This is a genomic window from Micromonospora sp. NPDC048871 (assembly GCF_043198155.1).
In the GTDB taxonomy this organism is placed as follows: Bacteria; Actinomycetota; Actinomycetes; order Mycobacteriales; family Micromonosporaceae; genus Micromonospora.
Genome location: NZ_JBICUM010000012.1, coordinates 100,235 through 113,602 on the forward strand (window position 1 = coordinate 100,235; position 13,368 = coordinate 113,602).

The 13,368-nt window shown below is 71.5% G+C and carries 13 protein-coding genes; 5 read left to right on the forward strand and 8 right to left on the reverse strand.

The window, feature by feature from the left end; translation table 11 throughout:
• Window positions 1-73: 73 nt before the first annotated feature.
• The 5 genes from ACGFIK_RS22855 to ACGFIK_RS22875 form a co-directional block, all read right to left on the reverse strand.
• A complete protein-coding gene (locus tag ACGFIK_RS22855) occupies window positions 74-997 on the reverse strand; it encodes a tetratricopeptide repeat protein (protein WP_357529927.1) in 924 nt (307 codons plus the stop codon).
• A 101-nt stretch (window positions 998-1,098) separates the two neighbouring features.
• Window positions 1,099-2,787 carry a methylmalonyl-CoA mutase gene (locus ACGFIK_RS22860; protein WP_393341221.1) on the reverse strand — a complete coding sequence of 563 codons (1,689 nt, stop codon included), beginning with the start codon at window positions 2,785-2,787 and terminating at the stop codon, window positions 1,099-1,101.
• Between the two features lie 156 nt (window positions 2,788-2,943).
• Window positions 2,944-3,348 carry an Asp23/Gls24 family envelope stress response protein gene (locus ACGFIK_RS22865; protein ID WP_327024352.1) on the reverse strand — a complete coding sequence of 135 codons (405 nt, stop codon included), beginning with the start codon at window positions 3,346-3,348 and terminating at the stop codon, window positions 2,944-2,946.
• Between the two features lie 305 nt (window positions 3,349-3,653).
• The gene (gene meaB / locus ACGFIK_RS22870; protein WP_327027453.1) at window positions 3,654-4,589 is read right to left on the reverse strand and encodes a methylmalonyl Co-A mutase-associated GTPase MeaB; all 936 of its coding nucleotides are present in this window, start codon (window positions 4,587-4,589) and stop codon (window positions 3,654-3,656) included.
• A 65-nt stretch (window positions 4,590-4,654) separates the two neighbouring features.
• Window positions 4,655-5,851, reverse strand: a complete 1,197-nt coding sequence (locus tag ACGFIK_RS22875; RefSeq protein WP_327024351.1) for an acetyl-CoA C-acetyltransferase — start codon at window positions 5,849-5,851, stop codon at window positions 4,655-4,657.
• A 62-nt stretch (window positions 5,852-5,913) separates the two neighbouring features.
• On the opposite strand from ACGFIK_RS22875, the gene mce reads away from it, so the two are divergent.
• From mce to ACGFIK_RS22890, 3 genes are all read left to right on the forward strand, one after another.
• On the forward strand, window positions 5,914-6,396 hold the full coding sequence (gene mce, locus ACGFIK_RS22880) for a methylmalonyl-CoA epimerase (RefSeq protein WP_327024350.1): 483 nt from the start codon (window positions 5,914-5,916) through the stop codon (window positions 6,394-6,396).
• 348 nt (window positions 6,397-6,744) lie between these two features.
• Complete coding sequence (locus ACGFIK_RS22885) at window positions 6,745-8,010, forward strand: DivIVA domain-containing protein (protein WP_327024349.1); 1,266 nt, start codon at window positions 6,745-6,747, stop codon at window positions 8,008-8,010.
• Between the two features lie 175 nt (window positions 8,011-8,185).
• Window positions 8,186-10,348, forward strand: coding sequence for a hypothetical protein (locus ACGFIK_RS22890; RefSeq protein WP_327024348.1), 2,163 nt, complete (start codon window positions 8,186-8,188; stop codon window positions 10,346-10,348).
• 75 nt (window positions 10,349-10,423) lie between these two features.
• On the opposite strand, the gene ACGFIK_RS22895 is transcribed toward ACGFIK_RS22890, so the two are convergent.
• On the reverse strand, window positions 10,424-10,762 hold the full coding sequence (locus ACGFIK_RS22895) for a hypothetical protein (protein ID WP_327024347.1): 339 nt from the start codon (window positions 10,760-10,762) through the stop codon (window positions 10,424-10,426).
• A gap of 394 nt (window positions 10,763-11,156) precedes the next feature.
• Here ACGFIK_RS22895 and ACGFIK_RS22900 point away from each other — a divergent pair, with 394 nt between their 5' ends.
• Together ACGFIK_RS22900 and ACGFIK_RS22905 are read left to right on the forward strand one after the other, a co-directional pair.
• The gene (locus ACGFIK_RS22900; protein ID WP_393341227.1) at window positions 11,157-11,957 is read left to right on the forward strand and encodes a helix-turn-helix transcriptional regulator; all 801 of its coding nucleotides are present in this window, start codon (window positions 11,157-11,159) and stop codon (window positions 11,955-11,957) included.
• Entirely contained in the window at window positions 11,948-12,130 is a 183-nt protein-coding gene (locus ACGFIK_RS22905; protein ID WP_393341229.1) for a DUF397 domain-containing protein, read from the forward strand. Before ACGFIK_RS22900 ends, ACGFIK_RS22905 begins: the two co-directional genes overlap by 10 nt.
• A 6-nt stretch (window positions 12,131-12,136) precedes the next feature.
• On the opposite strand, the gene ACGFIK_RS22910 is transcribed toward ACGFIK_RS22905, so the two are convergent.
• Window positions 12,137-12,946, reverse strand: a complete 810-nt coding sequence (locus tag ACGFIK_RS22910; protein WP_327024344.1) for an alpha/beta hydrolase — start codon at window positions 12,944-12,946, stop codon at window positions 12,137-12,139.
• Window positions 12,947-13,036: 90 nt separating this feature from the next.
• Complete coding sequence (locus tag ACGFIK_RS22915; protein ID WP_102660231.1) at window positions 13,037-13,363, reverse strand: hypothetical protein; 327 nt, start codon at window positions 13,361-13,363, stop codon at window positions 13,037-13,039.
• Window positions 13,364-13,368: the final 5 nt, after the last annotated feature.

Below are 13,368 nucleotides of genomic sequence, written 5' to 3' on the forward strand. Positions count from 1 at the left end.
CTCACCTGGGCTCCCGTCCTCTGGGGGTCGAGGCGGGCCGGCGTAGCGCCGGCCCGCGCTGGCGTGGCTGGGGTCAGAACAGGGCGCTGGCCAGGGCTCGGCGGGCCGAGGCGACCGTCGGGTCCTCCGGGCCGGCGATGGTGAACAGGCCGACGAGGTGCTGGCGTACCTTCTCCCGATCTTCACCGAAGGTGCGCCGGACCAGGCCGACGAGCCGCTGGTAGGCCTGCTCGGCCTGGCCGCTGAGCACCTCGATGTCGGCGGCCAGCAGTTGCGCCTCGACATCGTCCGGCTTGGCCTCCGCTGCGGCCAGCGCGGTCTGAGGGTCGGCACCGGACACCCGGCGGGCGAGGCCGACCTGGGCCAGACCTGCCTCCGCGGCGGCGTCGTTGGGGGTCTCGGCCAGGATCTTCCGGTACGCCTGCTCGGCGGCGTCCAGGTCACCGTCCATCAGGGCGTCGTCGGCCGCGTCGAGTCGGGGGTCCTCCGGTTCGGCCACGGAGACTCCGCCGGCCTTGAGGATCGCCTGGATCCACTGGCGCAGCTGCGCCTCGGGTACCACCCCGGAGAAGGCGTCGACCGGCTGGCCACCGACCACCGCGTACACCATCGGGATGCCCTGTACCCGGAACATCTGCGCGAGCCGGGGGTTGGCGTCGACGTCCACCTTGGCCAGCACCCAGGCGCCGCCGCCCTCCACGGCCAGCCGTTCCAGCACCGGGGAGAGCTGCTTGCAGGGCTGGCACCACTCGGCCCAGAAGTCCACCACCACGGGTGTGCTCAGGGAGCGCTCCAGCACCTCCGACTGGAAGGTCGCCTCGGTCACGTCGATGACGGTGACCCCACCGACAGCGCCACCCGGTAGCCCGGCAGGGATGCCGGCGGGGGGAGCGGCCTGGGTCGGTGCCGGGGCGGGGCTGGGTGCAGGGGTGCGCAGCGCGCTGAGGTCGACCGCGCCGCGGGTAAAGATCGACGAGGTGATCCGTGGGTCGCTCATGGTTATCTAGTCTCGCACGCGCCGCGCCGAACTCAGATCAACCGTGGCCGGAGACAGTTGCCACTGTCACCCCTGCCCAGCCGCCCTTTCGAGGTTGGATGTCAGAACCGGGCAGGCTCGCGGTAAACGCCCCATTCCGCGCGCAGGGCGTCACAGATCTCGCCGAGGGTGGCCTCGGCGCGTACGGCGTCGAGCATCGCCGGGATCATGTTCTCCTCGGTACGGCTGACCGCCACCATCTTCTCCACCGCCGCGCGTACCGCCGCCTCGTCCCGCCCGGCCTTGCGCTCGGCCAGCACCCGGCGCTGCTCCACCTCGACCTCGTGCGAGATGCGCAGGATCTCCAGGTCCTTGGCGACCGTGCCGGTGTGGCAGTTGACCCCGACGATCTTCTTGTCGCCCTTCTCCAGCGCCTGCTGGTAGACGAAGGCCGACTCGGCGATGTGCCCGGTGAACCAGCCGTCCTCGATGCCCCGCAGGATGCCGGAGGTCATCGGGCCGATGGCGTGCGGACCCTCACCACCGAGCTGCTTGATCCGGGCGAAGATCTCCTCCGCCTCGGCCTCGATCCGGTCGGTCAGCGCCTCGACGTACCACGATCCGCCCAGGGGGTCGGCCACGTTGGTCACCCCGGTCTCCTCCATCAGCACCTGCTGGGTACGCAGGGCGATCTCGGCGGATTCGTCTGTGGGCAGGGCCAGGGTCTCGTCCAGGGCGTTGGTGTGCAGCGAATTGGTGCCGCCGAGCACCGCCGCCAAGGCCTCCACCGCGGTGCGTACCACATTGTTGACCGGTTGCTGGGCGGTCAGCGACACCCCGGCGGTCTGGGTGTGGAATCGCAGCCAGAGGGCCTTTTCGCTGGTCGCGCCGTAGACGTCGCGCAGCCAGCGGGCCCAGATCCGGCGGGCGGCCCGGAATTTGGCGATCTCCTCGAAGAAATCGACATGCGAGTCGAAGAAGAAACTCAACCCGGGGGCGAAGACATTGACGTCCAGGCCGCGCGAAAGTCCCAGCTCCACGTAGCCGAAGCCGTCGGCGAGGGTGTACGCCAACTCCTGCGCGGCCGTCGAGCCGGCCTCCCGGATGTGGTACCCGGAGACCGACAGCGGCTTGTACCGGGGGATCTCGGCGGCGCAGTACTCCATCAGGTCGCCGATCAGACGCAGGTGCGGCTCGGGGTCGAACAGCCACTCCTTCTGCGCGATGTACTCCTTGAAGATGTCGGTCTGCAACGTACCGTCGAGCTTGGACAGGTCGGCCCCCTGCCGTTCGGCCGCGACCAGGTACATGCAGAACACCGGCACCGCCGGCCCGGAGATGGTCATGCTGGTGGTGACCCCGGCCAGGTCGATGCCATCGAAGAGCACCTCCATGTCGGCGGCGCTGTCCACCGCCACCCCGCAGTGGCCGACCTCGCCGAGGGCCTGCGGGTCGTCGGAGTCGCGGCCCATCAGGGTGGGCATGTCGAAGGCGACCGACAGTCCGCCGCCACCGGCGCCGAGGATCATCTTGTAGCGCTCGTTGGTCTGCCGGGCGTTGCCGAACCCGGCGAACTGCCGGATGGTCCAGGTCCGCCCCCGGTAGCCGGTCGGATAAAGACCCCGGGTGTACGGGAACTCCCCCGGCCAGCCGATCCGGTCGAACCCGGGGTACGCGGCACCCTCGGGTGGCCCGTAGACCGGCTCGACAGGCATCCCGGAGAGGGTGGTGAAGTCCGCGTCCCGCTTGCGCGCGGCGTCGTAACGGGCCTGCCAGCGGGCCCGTCCGGCAGCGATCTCGTCGGCGTTCATCTCCGGGCTCCTCCTCGAGTCCTTCACGACTGCATGTCGAGTGTAGAGCCCTTCCTGAACGATCGATAAGGAAATCGATACCAGACGGTAACCGCCCCTCCGTCGGCCCTCGGACCGGACCGGCGAGCCCGGGCCGGCCACCGGGGTCCCGCGACCTCAGGCCGCCGGCCCCCCGATGGCCACGTCGTCCACCCGGATGTTGATCTCGTCGACCCGCAGCCCGTACGCCTCGATGGCCTGGGTCACCGCGGCCCGCACCGCGTTGGTCACCTCGGGCACCGGATGCCCGGCGTCCGTCACGATGACCAGGTTGATCACGGCGGCCCCATCGGTGACATGGGCCGAGCAGCCGCGCCGGGCGTCACCGACCTGGTCGAGCCCGACCCGGTCGAGCACCGCGTTGAAGAACCGGGCGACATCCCCGCCCAACTCGACCACCCCGGGCACGGCCTTGGCCGCCGCCACCGCGATCTTCTCCACGACTTCGTCGGAGATCTCCGTACGCCCACCCGCCACCGCGTCCGGAGTAACCGGCAACTCCTGCGTCGACTCGTGCTCCATGCTCGCTCCCCGCGTTCACACCGCCCCGCACCCCGCGGGCCGCTGCGAGCCTAACCGCCGCACCCTCCCCAATAGACACATCACCCACCCACCACCCCCGAGCACCCCCACCCACCACCCTCGTCGATCATGCAGTTTCGGTCGCCTAATTGCCCTATTCGCACCTTATGTCGAGACAAAAAGTGCATGATCGGCGGCGGCGCGGGCGGGCGGCGGCGCGGGCGGGCGGCCACCAGCGGGCGCGCGCGGGGCGGCGCGGGCGGGCCGACAGCGACGTGGCGGGGCGGGCGAGGGGGTGGGAGGGGTTAGTCGGTGAGTTGGGTCAGGAGGGTGTTGGCGGCGGCGTAGGGGTCGGTGGTGCCGGCGGCCACCTCGGCGGCCAGGGTCGGCAGCTGCGTACCGTCGCGCAGGGAGCCGATCCGGGCGCGCAGGGTGCCGAGCGCGATGGCCTCGATCTCGGCGGCGGCCCGCGCCTCCCGGCGGCGACGCAGCTCGTCGTGCTCGACCAGCCAGCCGCGGTGCTTGTCGATCGCCGCGGCGATGTCGTCGATCCCCTCGCCCCGGGCGGCCACCGAGCGCACCACCTGCGGGCGCCACTGGCCCGGTCCCCGCTCGCCCAGGGCGATCATGCCCTGGATGTCCCGGACGGTGTGGTCGGCGCCGTCCCGGTCGGCCTTGTTGACCACGAAGACGTCGGCGATCTCCAGGATTCCGGCTTTGACCGCCTGGATGGCGTCGCCCATCCCGGGGGCGAGCAGCACCAGGGTGGTGTCGGCCAGGGAGGCCACGTCGACCTCCGCCTGCCCGACCCCGACGGTCTCCACCAGGACGACGTCGCAGCCGGCCCCCTCCAGCACCCGTACCGCCTGGGGGGTGGCCGCGGACAGTCCGCCGAGGTGCCCCCGGCTGGACATCGAGCGGATGTAGACCCCGGGGTCGGTGGCGTGGTCCTGCATCCGTACCCGGTCGCCGAGGATAGCCCCGCCGGTGAACGGGCTGGAGGGGTCGATGGCGAGCACCCCGACCCGGTGGCCCCGGGCCCGCAGGGCGCGTACCAACTCGTTGGTGGTGGTCGACTTGCCCACCCCGGGGGAACCGGTGAGGCCGACCACCTGGGCCCGGCCGCCGTACGGTGCCAGCGCCGCCGCGATCGCCGGCAGGGTCTCGTCGCCCGACTCCACCAGGGTGATCAACCGGGCCACCGCGCGGTGGTCACCGGCCCGTGCCCGCTCGACCAGCATCGGTACGTCCCGACTGCGGCGCACCGACCCGGTGGCCACGGTCGGGGCGTGGCCGTGGGACCCGCTCACGGCGTCTCGGAGGGAGCCGGAACGTGGATGATCAGGGCGTCGCCCTGACCGCCACCACCGCAGAGGGCAGCCGCTCCGGTGCCACCGCCGCGCCGCTTGAGTTCCAGGGCCAGGGTGAGTACGAGCCGGGCGCCGGACATGCCGATCGGGTGGCCCAGCGCGATCGCGCCACCGTTGACGTTGACCTTGTCGGGGCTGACCCCCAGGTCACGGATGGACTGGATGCCGACCTGCGCGAAGGCCTCGTTGATCTCGATCAGGTCGAGGTCGGAGACGGTCAGCCCACCCTTGCGCAGGGCGTGCTGGATGGCGTTGGAGGGCTGCGAGTGCAGGGAGTTGTCCGGACCGGCCACGTTGCCGTGCGCGCCGATCTCCGCCAGCCAGGTCAGGCCGAGTTCCTTGGCCTTCGCCTTGCTCATCACGACCACCGCGGCGGCACCGTCGGAGATCGGCGAGGAGCTGCCCGCGGTGATGGTGCCGTCCTTCGCGAACGCCGGGCGCAGCTTCGCCAGGGACTCGGCCGTGGTGTCCGGGCGGATGCCCTCGTCCTCGCTGATCACCAGCGGGTCACCCTTGCGCTGCGGGATGACCACCGGAGTGATCTCGTCGGCGAAGTGACCGTTCTTCTGGGCGGCGGCGGCGCGCTGGTGGCTGGCCGCGGCGAACTCGTCCTGCTCCTGCCGGGTGATGCCGCGGGTGCTGCCGTGCCGCTCGGTGGCCTCACCCATCGCGCAGCAGTCCCAGGCGTCGGTCAGCCCGTCGAGGGCCATGTGGTCCTTGAGGGTCACGTCGCCGTACTTGTGGCCGCCCCGCTGACCGAGCAGCAGGTGCGGGGCGTTGGTCATCGACTCCATGCCGCCGGCCACCACGATGTCGAACTCGCCGGCCCGGATCAGCTGGTCGGCCAGGGCGATCGCGTCCAGGCCGGAGAGGCAGACCTTGTTGATGTTCAGCGCCGGTACGGACATCGGGATGCCCGCCTCCACGGCGGCCTGGCGGGCCGGAATCTGCCCGGCACCGGCCTGGAGCACCTGGCCCATGATCACGTACTGCACCTGGTCGGGGGCGACTCCGGCCCGCTCCAGGGCGGCCGCGATCGCGATGCCGCCGAGCTTGGTTGCCGGTAGGTCCTTGAGGTTGCCCAGCAGCCGCCCCATCGGGGTGCGTGCGCCGCTGACGATCACCGAAGCCATACCTGCCTCCGAGGGGGGTGCCGACCTGTACGCCTTAACGACTGTTCGGTCAGACTAGCGTCATGCCTGAGAACAGCCCCGTCGAGCCCGCTGCCGACTATGTCACAGACATCGGTCTGCGCCGCATCGATCATGTCGGGATCGCGGTCGCCGACCTCGACGCCGCGATCGACTTCTACACCCGGACCTTCGGTATGCGATGCGTGCACACCGAGACGAACACCGAGCAGGGGGTACGGGAGGCGATGCTGGCGGTCGGGCCGACCCCGGAGGGCGGCTGCCTGCAACTGCTGGCCCCGCTGACCCCGGACTCGACCATCGCCAAGTTCCTCGACCGCAACGGTCCGGGGGTGCAGCAGGTGGCATACACCGTGGCGGATGTCGAGGCGGCCTGCGCGGCGCTTCGGGAGCGCGGCCTGCGGCTGCTCTACGACACCCCCCGACGGGGTACGGCGGGTTCGCGGATCAACTTCGTGCACCCCAAGGACGCCGGTGGGGTCCTGGTCGAACTGGTCGAGCCCGCCCCGCACCCCACCCACGGGTGACCCCGGGAGCCGAATTCATCGACCGGCGTGACACCACCAACGGGTGTGGCCGTCGTCGGCCCGAGGACGGGTCCGGCGACGGCCTTTCGGTGAACGCGCAATGGTTTTCCGCCTCCCGGCCCCACATCCATTCGCGGGAACCCCGGGAGGCGGAAAGAAAAGCGGTGCACGGATAGCTGCGATGGCTTTTTCTGCGTCACGCTGCGTACCGAAGGGCTCCTCCCCGAGCTGGCAAGATCGCCTGCCGGGCCGTGGTTCCGGTCACCCTACGAGTTGACCATGTAAAGAGGACGGCAAAGGGCGGGCCGCTCTTGCGAAGCACCCCGGGGGGTCTGCCAGTATGTCCCAATGCCCCAGCAGCAATCCTCCCCTCTCGCGTTCTTCGATAACGCGAACTCGCAGCCAGATTTCACGGTTGGCCTGCGCGGATACAACACCGGCCAGGTCGACGACTTCATCGGCCGGCTGAACGCCGCACTGAGCCAGGCCAACAAGGACCGCGCCGACGCCGAGCAGGCGCTCAACGACGCCCAGCGCCGGCTGCGCCAGTCCGAGCAGCGGCTCACCGCCCTGGAGCAGAAGCTCACCGACACCAGCAAGCAGCTCGAGGAGAACAGCCGCCCCACGCTGTCCGGCCTCGGCACCCGGGTCGAGCAGATCCTCCGGCTGGCCGAGGAGCAGGCCAACGATCACCGCAACGAGGCCAAGCGCGAGTCGGAGGGCATCCTCTCCGCCGCCCGCCTGGAGGCGCGGGAGATCACCGACAAGGCGCGGGCCGAGGCGGCCGCGATGAAGGCCACCGCCGAGCGGGAGGCCGGTAACCTGCGTACCGCCGCCGAGCGGGAGGCGGCCGAGGTCCGGGTGCAGGCCCGCCGCGAGGCCGACACCCTGCGGGCCGACGCGGAGCGCGAGACCAAGCAGCTGCGTACGGTCACCGCGCACGAGGTGGCCGAGCTGAAGTCGACCGTCGAGCGGGAGGTCGCCACCCTGCGCGCCACCGCCGAGCGCGAGATCACCCAGCAGCGGGCCAAGGCCGCCCGCGAGGCCGAGGAGAAGCGCGCCGAGGCGACCAAGCTGCTCACCGACGCCCGCGACAAGCGCGACAAGGACCTCCAGGCCCTGGAGCTGCAACTCGCCGAGCGGCGGGAGAAGGCCGAGCGCGAGGAGTCCGAGCGGCACGCCGCCCAGGTCGCGCAGACCCAGAAGCTGGTCGGTGAGGCCGAGCAGCGGGCCCACGCCGCCCAGGAGCGCGCCAAGGAGATCGAGCAGCGCGCCGAGTCCCGGCGGGTCGAGTCGGAGCGCAACGCCACCGAGACGATCGAGAAGGCCAAGGCCCTGGCCGAGCGGACCCTCAGCGAGGCCCGCGCCGAGTCCCAGCGTCTGCTCAGCGAGGCCCGCACCGAGGCCGAGCTGACCACCCAGGCGGCCCGCCGCGAGGTCGAGGACCTCACCCGGCAGAAGGACGCCGTCACCTCGCAGCTCGGGCAGATGCTCTCCGGCCTGGCCGGCATCGTTCCGGGGGTCCCCAGCAACAACACCCCGGCGGCCGAGAAGCCGGCCGCCAAGCCGGCGGCCGACGCCGAGAAGAAGGTGACCGCGGAAACCTCCAGCTGACGACGACCACCGGGGCATGAACCACGACGCGGGGTGACACCGGGTTACCGGCGACACCCCGCGTCGCCCTGCCTTCGCAGGCCCTGGGCACCGCCCACCTGGGCGGGTGAAGTTAGCTCCCAACAGGGGCGTCCGTATCGCCCCAGGAGGGCCCGATGCGTGTGAGGATGGGTGCATGTCGCACGGCGAGGAACTGTTCGCTCTCGGCGGGGATGTGACCACGGAGCCCAGCTTCGAGTCCGCCCTGCGGGGGTACGACAAACGACAGGTCGAGAAGTACGTCGCTCGGGCGGAGCATGAGATCGCGGCCCTGGAGGCCGAACGGGAGCAGGCCTTCTCCCAGATCCACAAGCTGGCCGGTCAGGTCGAGGTGCTCCAGCGGGATCTGGCTGCGGTACGCAAGCAGTCCGCCGTGGTGGACCGGGCCGCCTTCCGGCATCTCGGCCCGCGGGTCGAGCAGATTCTCGCGCTCGCCGAGGAGCAGGCCGAGGACATCCTCGCGGCCGCGAACGAGGAGATCCAAGCGCGCCGGGCCGCCGCCGAACACATCATCGACGAGGCTAGGGCCGAGGCCGCCGAGGCCCTCAAGGACTTCGAGATCGCGCTGGCCGCCCGCCGCGCCGAGGAGGAGCGGCAGGCCGCAGCCCGCCGGGCGGAGTCCGAGGCCGCCAGCAAGGCGGCCAAGGAGGAGGCCGCCCGGCTGCGCAAGGGTGCCCAGGAGGCGCTGGCCAAGGCCGAGCAGGAGGCCACCCAGCTCCGGGACGCCGCCAAGGAGATCCATCAGCGGGCCCAGCAGGAGGCGACGAAGCTGCGCGAGTCGGCCCGTGAGGTGCTGGCCACCGCCCAGCAGGAGGCCACCCAGCTGCGTGAGGCGGCCAAGGAGGTGCATGCCAAGGCCCAGCAGGAGGCCAGGCGCCTGGTCGACCAGGCCACCGAGACCGGCCGGGCCACCCACGCCAAGGCCAGCCAGGAGGCCAAGCAGATCATCGACGACGCCGCCGAGGCCGGCCGGGCCGCCCGCAACAAGGCCCGCCAGGAGGCCGAGCGGCTGACCACCCAGGCGACCGAGGCGGCCAAGCGCACCCGGGCCGAGACCGAGGCGTACGCCCAGCGGATGCGCGACGAGACCGAGGCCCACGTCCAGCACACCCGGGCCCAGGCCCAGCAGGAACTGGGGGCCTGGCGGGCCGGGGTGGAGAAGGAGGTCAACGGCCGACGGGAGGCCGCAGACCGGGAACTGGCCCAGCGCAAGGCCGCTGCCGAACGCGAGTACACCGGCCGCCGCGAGGAGTTGGAGCAGCAGCACCAGGCCCGTACGGCCGAGTTGGAGCAGCGCTTCAGCACCCGTACCACCGCCCTCGAGGAGCAGATCCGCACCCGCACCGCCGAGCTGGAGTCCGGGTTCGAGAGCCGCCGTGCGGCGCTGGAGGCGGAGTACACCGCGCGCAAGAACGAGATCGAGCAGGGCGCGGACGAGATCCGTCAGGCCGCCGAGCGGGACGCCGCCGAGCTGCGCGCCCAGGCCGAGGAGTTCGCCACCAACGCCCGACGCGAGGCCGACGAGTACGTCGCCTCCTCCCGTCGGCAGTTCGAGGAGTACGCGGCCACCACCCAGCAGCACCTGGCCACCACTCAGCAGCACCTGGCCGCGACCCAGCAGGAGGCGGCGTCCGGCCGACAGCAACTGGCCCAGGTGATGTTGGAGATCGCCCAGGCCCAGCAGCAGTTGGCCGACCTGCGTCAGGAGACCTGGAAGTCCCGGCAGGAGTCCGACGAGTTGCAGCGCAAGGTGCGGGAACTGCGGCTGGCGGCGGCCACGGTCTCCGACGGCCCCACCTCACCGGCCCCCGCCGGGGTCTCCTCGGCGATTGCCGCCCCCTCCCCCGCCACGGTCGCCCGTACGGTGGAGGGCCCTTCGGTCAACGGCGGCCCACCCGCCGGTGCCAACCCGACGGTCGATCCCGCCGAGGCCCCGGTGAACGGCCATCGGCCGGTCCTGGAGACCGCCGGTGTCGCCGCCGAGGGCGGTGATCCGTCCGCCGACGGCCAGGTCACGAAGCCCAGCGCCGACGGCCCGGCGACGAAGCCGGCCGCCGAGCCGGTGACCACCGTGGAGGATGAGCCTGCGGCGAAGTCGGCGGTCGAACCGGCCACGGTCGACGGCGGCACGGCGAGTGCGGGGGTGGACGGCGAACCCACGGTGGCCGCGATGCCCGGCACGGGCGGCCGGGGCGCCACCCCCACGAAGATCACCAGCACCGGTGAGAACGGCAAGCGCCCGACCAAACCGACCAAGGACGAGCGCAGCGCCAAACCCAGCAAGATCATCTCAGACTGACCCCGCACTCCGCCAGGCCGGGACGACCATTCGGTGGTGGTCCCCGGCTCTGCGTTCACCGCGCAGGGGTCCGGCTCAGCGGTCAGGAGGCGGCTCCGGGGAGGGGCGGCGTCCTCCCCAGGCTACGAAGCGATCGAACAGCGCTCTGGGCTGCGGGCCGTCATACGGGTTGAGCCGGTAGAGGTCGCGCATCGCCTCGTACATCAGGCCGGCGAGGTAGATCGACAGGCCGATCGGATTCCCCTCGTACTCCGCCCGCAGCAGGAGCCGGGCCTGGGCGCAGGGCCAGGGCTGACCGTCCGCCCGACAGCACCACATCGGTCGCAGCGGGGTGTGCGGGGTGTCGGCGCCGGTCGCGCGGGGCCGATCAGGGTGGGGGCCACGGCCCGGGGTCGGCAGCCGGGTCCTGAGCACACCCCCTCCCCCACCACCCGCCGCCCCGACGGTCGGCGCAGCGGATGCGTCGTCGGACCCTGGACGAACACGCACCTCGACCTCCGAGAAGCAGGCTTCTGGGTACGTCTGTTGCTGCTCCAGCGACAACAGACGTACCCGAAGTGGGGTTGATCGGGCCGCCCACCCGGGGGGATGGGGTGGGCGGCCCCGGGGCGCCCACCGGGGGTGTGGGGGCGACCCGGCCTGAACCCGTCCACGCCCTGATGGCAGCCAACGGGTCCGGCACTGCTGACAGTCTGGTGATCGAAGCACTACTGTCGGAAGTCATCGCAGGTGGTGGTGATCTGGCTGCGGAACCAACGGCCCGCCGACCCCTGGTGAGTGATTCTCGGTACCCGATTGTGGAGGCACTGTGGAGGAATCGAGCGCCGACCTGATCCGATCCCAGTTACGTCGGCTGCGCACCGCCGCCGGGCTGAGCCAGGAGGAGTTCGGCAAACTGGTGCACTACTCGCCGTCGATGGTCTCCGCCGTCGAGACCGGCAGCCGACCGTACGACCGGCAGTTGCTGGCCCGCGCCGACGAGGTGCTGCATTCCGGCGGGCTGTTGGTGGCGTTGTTGCGGATCGCCGAGCGCGAGGGCCAGCCTTCCTGGTTCCTGCCCTGGCTGGACGCCGAACGCCTGGCCAGCCAGCTCCGGATCTTTCAGCCCACCCTGATCCCGGCGCTGCTCCAGACCGAGGGGTACGCCCGGGCGGTGATCCGCTGCGACGACCTGCTCAGCGACGAGGAGGTGGAGAAGCGGGTGGCGGCCCGGCTGGACCGGCAGACCATCCTCACCCGACCGGATCCGCCGCAGCTCATCGCGGTCATCGACGAGGCCATCCTGCACCGCCGGGAGGAACGCTTCCACACGTTGATGATCCATCAGGTCGAGTCCCTGGCCGCCTGCGCGCAACGGCCGAACATCAGCATCCATGTCGTCCCCCTCAGCGTCGGGCTGCACGTCGGCCTTTACGGATCGTTCTCGCTGGCCCGGGGCGTGGAAGGGGGTTGGGTGGCGAGCCAGGAGACTCAGCTGACCGCCCGACCCACCGACCGGGAGTCCGATGTGGCTACTCTGTTGGCACGGTGGGAGACGGTGCGTAACGAGGCCTTGTCCCGCCAGCAGTCGATCGAACTCCTCAAGGAAGTGGCGAAGTCATGGACCTGACCGACGCTACCTGGCACACCGCCACCCGCAGTGGAAGCACAGACTGTGTCGAGGTGGCCGACAACCTGCCCGAGGTGGTCGCCGTCCGCGACAGCAAGGACCGCCAGGGACCGATACTCGCCTTCACCCCACCGACCTGGCAGACCTTCATCAGCCACCTCAAGCGGCGGTAGTCAGCCTCAGTCGGCCTGGCGTTGCTGGGGGCCGGGCACCGGGGTGTCGGAGAAGGCGGCCACCGTGCGGTCGGCGTACGCGCTGGCGTCGCCGGTCTCCATCGGGCCGTCCCAGGTGGTCGGCAGCGGCACGGACACGGCCGGGTTGACCCGCCGGACCACCTCGTCGAGCACGGTCTCGGCGTCGCCGACCCACAGGTGCTTGGCCCCGGGCACCCCGACCACCTCGGCCTGTGGCACCGCGGCGAACCGCTCCCGGGCCTGCTCGGGGCGGAGGTAGTCGTCGAACTCCGGCACCAGGGCGGTCAGCGGCTTGCCGGACTCGGCCCACTGGGCCAGGTCGGTCGGCTCGGAGAAGCGCAACGGCGGCGAGAGCAGGATCGCGCCGGTCACCGCCGGGTCGCAGCCGTACCTGAGGGCCAGGTCGGTGCCGAAGGACCAGCCGAGCAGCCAGATGTTCGGCAGTTCGTGGAATTCGGCGTACTCGATGGCGGCGGCCACGTCGAAGCGCTCGCCGACGGCCGAGTCGAAGGTGCCCTCGCTGGTACCGCGCACGCTGCTGGTGCCCCGGGTGTTGAACCGGAGCACGGCCACCTCGGCCAGGGCGGGCAGCCGCCAGGCCGCCTTGCGGAACACGTGGCTGTCCATCATCCCGCCGTGGGTGGGCAGGGGGTGCAGGCAGACCAGGGTGGCCACCGGGGGCCGGTCGACCGGAAGCGCCAACTCACCGACCAGGCAGAGCCCGTCCGCGGTGTGCAACTCGATGTCTTCCCGTCGCCCCGGCAGGATCGACGACGCCCGGATCGATGCGCTCACCCCGCCATCCTCCCGCGTAGCGCTCCAAGCCGCCGCCCGAGGTGACAAAGATCGCCCCGCCGGTCTCAGCTGTGCCTCCGCGCCCGGGTCTCAGCCGTGGCGTGGGGCGCCGCGTCCGCGCTGGATGACCGGGGCCCGGCGGTCGCGGGCCCGCCAGCACCCGCTGTGCCAGTGCCGCCGGTCGGTGAGGTCGCCACGGCCGTCGGCAGGCCAGGCGACCAGGTGCGCCACCCCGGGCCGAATCTCCTGGTCACAACCGGGACAGCGGTACGTCTTGACCGACGAGCCGCCGCTGATCCCGCGTACCTGCCAGTCGCCGTCGCGCCACTGCTGCACCGAGGCGACGCCCTGGCGGGCGCGTTCGGTGTCCAGACGCTCGGCGTCGTCACGGCGGGGACGGTTACGACGGGGGCTCACGCCGT

Excerpts from the sequence above, each read along its gene's own strand:
- ACGFIK_RS22855 (WP_357529927.1), bottom strand. The coding sequence starts at position 997 with ATGAGCGACCCACGGATCACCTCGTCGATCTTTACCCGCGGCGCGGTC.
- ACGFIK_RS22860 (WP_393341221.1), bottom strand. The coding sequence starts at position 2,787 with ATGAACGCCGACGAGATCGCTGCCGGACGGGCCCGCTGGCAGGCCCGT.
- ACGFIK_RS22865 (WP_327024352.1), bottom strand. The coding sequence starts at position 3,348 with ATGGAGCACGAGTCGACGCAGGAGTTGCCGGTTACTCCGGACGCGGTG.
- meaB (WP_327027453.1), bottom strand. The coding sequence starts at position 4,589 with ATGCTGGTCGAGCGGGCACGGGCCGGTGACCACCGCGCGGTGGCCCGG.
- ACGFIK_RS22875 (WP_327024351.1), bottom strand. The coding sequence starts at position 5,851 with ATGGCTTCGGTGATCGTCAGCGGCGCACGCACCCCGATGGGGCGGCTG.
- mce (WP_327024350.1), top strand. The coding sequence starts at position 5,914 with ATGCCTGAGAACAGCCCCGTCGAGCCCGCTGCCGACTATGTCACAGAC.
- ACGFIK_RS22885 (WP_327024349.1), top strand. The coding sequence starts at position 6,745 with ATGCCCCAGCAGCAATCCTCCCCTCTCGCGTTCTTCGATAACGCGAAC.
- ACGFIK_RS22890 (WP_327024348.1), top strand. The coding sequence starts at position 8,186 with ATGTCGCACGGCGAGGAACTGTTCGCTCTCGGCGGGGATGTGACCACG.
- ACGFIK_RS22905 (WP_393341229.1), top strand. The coding sequence starts at position 11,948 with ATGGACCTGACCGACGCTACCTGGCACACCGCCACCCGCAGTGGAAGC.